Source organism: Stieleria sp., from assembly GCF_041595215.1.
GTDB classification, from domain to species: domain Bacteria; phylum Planctomycetota; class Planctomycetia; order Pirellulales; family Pirellulaceae; genus Stieleria; species Stieleria magnilauensis.
Genome location: NZ_JBFHKV010000387.1, coordinates 1 through 7,018 on the forward strand (window position 1 = coordinate 1; position 7,018 = coordinate 7,018).

Consider the following 7,018-nt stretch of genomic DNA (forward strand, 5'->3'; position numbering starts at 1 on the left):
GTCGTCGACCGTTTCCAGTTCGGCTTGACACGTGGTACAGGAACGCAGGTGTTCGAAAAGCTCGTCATTGTCGGCCTCGGGCAGCCGCCCGAGCGAATAAGCTTTCAATCGTTCCGCCGTCGGGCACTCGGTCACTGTCATCATCGTATTCTCCTCGTGTTTCCAGTCAGGTTCAAGTCATCATCATGGGAAAGGTTTGCCAGCGGGACGCGTGAGCGACCGGCAGGCGGTAAAACCACGGTCAACACGCGCCACTGGCTGACGCCACGTGCTGGGATGCACCCCAGCGGGAAGCGTCAGCGAGCGGCACGTGGCAAAAACCACAACCCACTCGCCAGCTGCCGAACTCCGGCATCCCAGCCACCACTGGCGTCCCTATAGATGAACGCAGGCGTCTGACACCAAATTCCGAAAAAGGATTCGGTTACACTTTTCCCTATGAATGCCAATCCCGATGACCTGCGGCGCCACGAGCACCCGACGCTGTCCGATCCGTTTTTGCAAGGCGTGAAACAGAACGATCCGGTCCAGTGGAGCCGGCTGGTGGAGACGTTTGGTCCGATCGTGTATCGCTGGTGCCGCACCTCGGGCATCGCCGAAACGGACGCGTCGGACGTGGTTCAAGAGGTCTTCGCCTCGGTCGCGAGGGGCATCGATGGATTCGAGCGTCAGAAGGACTCAGGCAGCTTTCGCAGCTGGCTGGCCACGATCACTCGAAATCGCGTCCGGGATCACTTCCGGAAGCTTGCCGGGCGACAGCCAGCCGAAGGCGGCACGGAGGCGTTGACACGACTGCAACAGAAAGCGGACTCATTGGATGAATCGATCGACGGCGACTCGATCAGCAGCCCGCTGGTGCGACAGGTCTTGAAATCGGTCGAAACAGAATTCGAACCGGCGACGTGGAACGCTTTCTGGATGTCGACGATCGAAAATAGGCCCGCATCGCTGGTCGCCGAGACGACCGGGCTATCTGTCGCGAGCGTCTATCAAGCCAAATCCCGTGTCTTGCGCAAATTAAGAAAACGACTGAGCGAGTTGCCGTGATCTGCACATCCCATTTCAGCTTCCATTCGAGATAACGGAATTCGTCGACGGCTTGTTGAGTGAATTGGATCGCACCTGGGATTAGCCGTTTCGAACAAGCGTTTGGGCGTCTGTGTTAGCCGGTACGGAAATGAGGTAGGAAAATTTCGGAGGTAAGAAAATGATGAGCTGCACCATCCGTACGATCTAGCCAATCTTCCTACCTCCAAAATCTTCCTACCTCCAAAATCTTCCTACCTCCAAAATCTTCCTACCTCCAAAATCTTCCTACCTCTCTCCAGCCTCCGTGCCTCCGTCAGCGGCGATTGACATTGCCCCGTTCGTTTTGATAGGGATGATCGCGAAACCCTGCCCCCTCCCATCGTCAATGCGAATTCACCGTGATCCCCGACCGAGCGTTTGCCCCGATGCTGGCGATAACCGTCACCGCGCTGACGCAGCTCGGTTGCGCGCTGCCGACCGGAGTCCTGCGATCGCGGTGGGCGATGGAGGACCCCGAATACGCCGAAAAGTACTGCGACGGCGCGGAAAAGAGTGACGTGCTGGGCAAGCTCAAACAGGCCGCCGATGCGCGATTCCAAGAAGACGCCACCGGCCTGTTCGTCTCCAGCGGCGTCACCAAACGAACCGAAGCCGACCACGGGCTGTTCACGGTCGACATCGGAGCGGAAATGTATGCGACCAGTTTCATGACCGCACGGGCATCTTTGATGGGCATGGGCAACGGCGACGACTGGTTCACCGGACTGGACGCGGGGCTGCGGCTGCAAACGCCCAGCCGGCTGGCGCCCTTCGTCGGCGCAGGCGTTTACGCCGGATACGCCAAAGAAGTGGTTTCCGCCGACGACGACTGGATCGACAACGACGATGACGGGTTCATCGACGAACACGGTGAAGACGACGAACGCATCTCGGGCTCCCTGGCGGCGATCTATCCCGAAGTCGGTGTTCATTTTTGGTGGACGCCCCGAATCCGCTTGACCAGCTACGGACGCTACATGGTCACCACCGAAGGACGCGATGCCGATGACTGGCAAGCCGGCTTCGGCCTGGCCCTGTTCACCAACCCCAACCTCCCCTAACCCCGTGGAATACGTGGCGTCAGCTTCCAGCTTGCGTTCTTATCCCGCCTGCCCCTTCCCCGACCAAACCGCTGCGACCAGTGTCCCGGTCAACATGCAGCCGAACGTGTACGCCGCGGTCGGAATCTGTGCCGGCGAATCGGCGCCCAGCAAGGTGGCCGCCAGCATGGTCCCCAACCCGGCGTTCTGCATGCCGACTTCCAACGTCAGCGCGCGGCGCATCGCTTCGGGCATCTTCGCGATCCGCCCGACGGTGTAGCCGCCCAAATAACCGAGCAGGTTCATCACCAACAGTCCGGCTAGCAGACTGATCGCAACCTGTGACAATCGATCTCGGTTGCCGGCGACCACCGACGCGATGATCCACAACAGGGCGAACGTTGCCAGCAGCGGTGCGACCGCGACGGCGTGACGTCTGACGACTTCACTCCGGCACTTGACCCAGTACCCCGCAATCACCGGAACGACCACCGTCAACAACAACGTCACCGCCATCTTTGCCGGTTTGAAAACTTCGGCCCCTGTTTCCAGCCCCGCGACGACGACTAATGCGACCGGAACGGTCACCGGAGAAAGCAACGTCGCCACCGAAGTCAGACTGACGCTGTAGCTGACGTTGCCGCGCGCGGTCATCGTTAAAACATTCGACGCCATCGCTCCCGGGACACAACCACACAGCAACACGCCGTAGGACAACGGACCTTCCAATCCCAAGGTCCGCACCACCAACCATGCCAGCGCAGGCATCAACGTGCACTGAACGGCCACGCCCAGAAACACGGTCAAGGGTCGTTGCCGAAGCTCCGTCAATTCATGCCGCTGGACGACCAACCCCAGGCAAAACATCGTCACCACGACCAGTCCCGAAAGAGCGTTGGAACTCAAACGAAAAGGATCGAACGACTCAGTAAAAACCGGCCAGAAATACGCCAGCATCGAACTGACCACCAGCGCCATCAGAACGCCCGCGCCGCGAAAGTTATTTCGATTTGTACTGTTCATGTTTTTTCCGGCGGACTGGCATAACGACCCGTCACGACTCAAGCGTCGCTTCGATCCCCCGCCACATTGCTGCGTGCAAGATCATTGATGATCAACAAAACGTCCAAGGGTGAAACCCGTCGATCGCCATTGACATCCACCAAGTACTTTGGCAACGCAAACGTCGATGTCGCCGAACCGAGCGGAAGATTCGAAAAATCAATCCCGCCAGATTCAGATCGCGCCAGCTGATTGATCACAAGCAACGCGTCGCGAGGCGTGACCATGCCGTTGTTGTCGACATCCCTGGACAAGACCGAGTTGGTCAACATGCGAAGCGACAAATCGCCAAACCTGATTTCATCCGGATCTCGGGCACGCAGGGGCTGATCCGTTTCCATATGCTCGATCGGTTCACCAAGCTCCGCCCACACCACATCGGCTGCTGATTCGAGATTGGTGCGTAGAGCCATCAGGTCCGCCGCATCCAAGATCCCGTTTGCGTTTTGATCCAACGTCGGATCCTCGGCAAGGGCGTTCAACGATGCTCCCAAACGCTGCTCGTAGCTGTGACGCAGCACCGGTGATACGGCGAACGACTTGCTGAGCACGAGCGCTTCGGCTTTTTCGACCAGCAGACGACTCGTCGAATCCCCTGGTGCGGCATCGATAGCGACTTTCACACGCACTTTACCGAGCGGACGAGCCGAACGAACGGTCAGCCGATAATACCCGGGTTTCAAGATCACCAACCGCGTCAAACGCTCCGTTTCAACCGTCGCATTTTCCGTCGGATCGACGATCGATTCGACCGGCTGACCGTCGAGATCAACCAACGTGAATTCCAATGGTTCGCCGCTGGCACTTGGACCGCTCGCGCCGGTGACAACCACTTCGACGCGATACACCATCGAAACGTCGCTCGCGTGGGCAGTCTTCATCTCAAACGTGACGGCCGAATCCGTTCCCACCGACAGCACCGTCGACCCGACCACGGAGCCGCGCGGCATGACAAATGGATGTGCGACCACCGCCCCGTCTCGCTCGACCAAAACAAGCGTGTCGCCACCGGTTCGCCGAACGCTGACCGGATTGCCACGATAGAACTGTCGATACAACAACTCGCCGTTTGTGTCCCAGTATTCTGCAACCGTCTGACCACTTTCGGCAGCACGAACGGTTGCGACCACATCATCGGTCAACCAATCGGCATCGCTAAATGCTTCGGCGGGCAATGCGTTGCGAAACGACAGTGTTTCTCCAACCGTCCAAACATCGCCGCGTTGCGAAAACAAGAATTGACGATTCGGCGACAGACGCAACCACTCTCCCACCACAACCGGATCTTGCCACTTCGTTTCAGCCCCGTGTCCGATCTGGCCTTGGGGCGAAACCGGTATTTGGTAGACGGAACCGACGACCGGTTGATCATGCCCCACCGCCCCGTGGGGGAGCAGATTGAGCACCCAGCCGCCGTCGAACGCGGGAAGCACGTGCTCCCCGATCAAATTCCCCAAGGCAATCTGATTCCCGTCGTCGTCAAACGTGTAATGTTCGCCGGCGACGACATACAAGAATTCCGGTTGAGCGACGAGGGTCGTCACGGGCACACCGACATCACGACGATCCAGAACCGTTGTCACGAGCGTTTCAACGAAACTCTCGCTGGCAAGATCGATCCGCGAGACCTGGCCTGTCTCATATCCGACGAACAACTGTTGCCCCGCAGCATCGATCCCCAGTGCCGTTGGGCGTCCGCGGTCAGATTCCGCCATACGAAGGGGCGGCAAATAATCATGTTCGATGGCAGACCAGCGATGCACCAAACGCCGACCTGCATCCAACAAGTAGACGATGTCGCCGCCAACGGACTCCACCACATCCGGAACGAATTCGGCCACACAATAGCTTTGACCAAAGATGCGATCCGATTCGCGATGGCAGTGTTCATTGTCGGGAAACGCATCCAAATGCAACTCTGGAGTGACGGTTGATTGCGAATACCCGTCATGCCAAGCATCGGGGTATCCATCGCCGTCTGTATCGACGGAGATCGATGCATCGAGCGGGAACGCATCCTCTAGGTACGTCCGCCCGTCGCCGTCACTGTCTTCGTTCAGTGTCAGTCGTTCCAACTGCAACTGACCGTCCTTTTCACTCGCCAACAACGCCTCATGACCTGCCGGAACCAGGCCTATCGGCACTCCATCGATTGAGACTCGGTCGACCAGCCCGAACTTCGGATCGTGCCACTCGATGAAGGCACCCGATTCGTCGCTGCGAAGCACAACGGCCGTCGCGTCGTCAAACAAGACCGCATCGTCATGTCCGTTGATCGTCGTCAGCGGGCTGTTCAAATCATCAGCCGAATAAACGTCCCCGTTGCCTAACAGGACGTGAGATCCGGAGGGACTGACGGTGATCGGAAGCCGGAAATTTCTGTTGCGTGGTGATCTGAGCGCACGGATCAGTTGACCGGTTAACGGATCGACCTGAGCGACGACCAGTGAATCACCGTCCAACGAAGTCCAAGTCGACGCCACCTCGTTCCAAACTCCAGAATGAAACGCCGACAAACGCTGGACGCTACCGTCGCCGCCGATCAAGTGAATGCCGTTTGTACCGCTGACCCTGATCGAGTCTCCATAAGAAGCGATCCCATATTCGGTCCGACCGTACGGCTGGAGCACACGTTCGATCGGCAAGTCCGTTCCCAAGTCATAACCCAACAGCCGACCGCCGGCGTCACCGACCAATAACGTTTGCGACGCAGGGTGGATTTCAATTTGTGTTGCTCCGTCGATCATCAACGGGTTCAAGTATTCGTTCTCGATGCTGTCCCAGCGATGAACCACGCCGCCGGCAGCATCGAGCAGGTAGACCACACCGGCGGAATCGAAGGCGGTATCCACGATCTCAAAATCGGTCGGTGGTCGGTCCACCTCGCCGTCACGATCGGCGAACAACGTGACGAAATGAAACCGCGTCAACGAATCCACGTCGGTCACCACCGCAACATGATCTCCCACAACGGCCAATTCGCAGACGTCCCCGTCAAGCTCTTGGTGGTCAAGACGCTGTCCGTTCACGCTCCACACGTCGACGTGGGTGGTACCGTCTGAACCACTTGCCGTCACGATCGTTTCGTTATCAATCCAACGAGCCTGCCACCGACTCGGGTCCCTTGACCACAGCACACCGAGCAAGTCGAACGTCGCCAAATCAACGACGCCGCCGCCCGGAAAAACCGTCCGACTGCCATCGGGAGAGTTGACGCCCTTGCCGAAACGATAGCTGTGCAGTTCCGATGCATCGTCGACGACGATCCAGTCGGAGTGGTCACCTGTTTGTTGATCGAACGTCACTGAACGCACTTGTGCACTGGACGATCCGTAGGCGTTATCCGTGTAGTACAGCGTCGCGTTCGCCGGATCGAAAACCACCAACGTTTTGCCATCGAGCAGCAGCGACGGGACGGGCGGAACTGAATCGAAATGGATCGTGCGTAGCGGTACGGTGGAAGCCGACAGGAACAGCCGATCCCCATAGGTCACCATGTCGCCAACGTATTCGTCGGACTGATACCAACGCTGTTGCACTCGAATCGATTCGGATAAATCGATCACATCGATTTCATACGAATAGGCGATCAACAACCAGTTTTTTCCGGCGGCATAGGCCAGTTGCCGTGGAGCGAGCGAACTGCCCAGATAGCGTCCCCCGTCGCCAAATTTCGCGTCGAGCAGAATCGGGTCCAAGTACTCTCCCGTCGTGGTCTCACGACGCAAAATCCGGTTGGCGTCCTGATCGAGCAGATAGATGATTCCATCGCCATCCACGGTCGAGTCGGCGGCCCAGAATTCGCCGACCGCAGCTTCAATATCGCAAACATCGGATTGGTTGATCAC

At 58.2% G+C, this 7,018-nt stretch carries 4 protein-coding genes; 2 read left to right on the top strand and 2 right to left on the bottom strand.

Annotated features, from left to right (window positions below):
- Positions 1–438 precede the first annotated feature (438 nt).
- Positions 439–1,047 carry an RNA polymerase sigma factor gene (locus ABX749_RS15865; protein WP_372896840.1) on the top strand — a complete coding sequence of 203 codons (609 nt, stop codon included), beginning with the start codon at positions 439–441 and terminating at the stop codon, positions 1,045–1,047.
- A 380-nt stretch (positions 1,048–1,427) separates the two neighbouring features.
- Positions 1,428–2,129 carry a hypothetical protein gene (locus ABX749_RS15870; protein ID WP_372896841.1) on the top strand — a complete coding sequence of 234 codons (702 nt, stop codon included), beginning with the start codon at positions 1,428–1,430 and terminating at the stop codon, positions 2,127–2,129.
- Positions 2,130–2,168: 39 nt separating this feature from the next.
- On the opposite strand, the gene ABX749_RS15875 is transcribed toward ABX749_RS15870, so the two are convergent.
- A complete protein-coding gene (locus tag ABX749_RS15875) occupies positions 2,169–3,131 on the bottom strand; it encodes a bile acid:sodium symporter family protein (RefSeq protein ID WP_372896842.1) in 963 nt (320 codons plus the stop codon).
- 38 nt (positions 3,132–3,169) lie between these two features.
- Positions 3,170–7,018, bottom strand: a 3,849-nt coding sequence (locus ABX749_RS15880) for a dockerin type I domain-containing protein (protein WP_372896843.1), incomplete at its 5' end; no start/stop codon positions are given.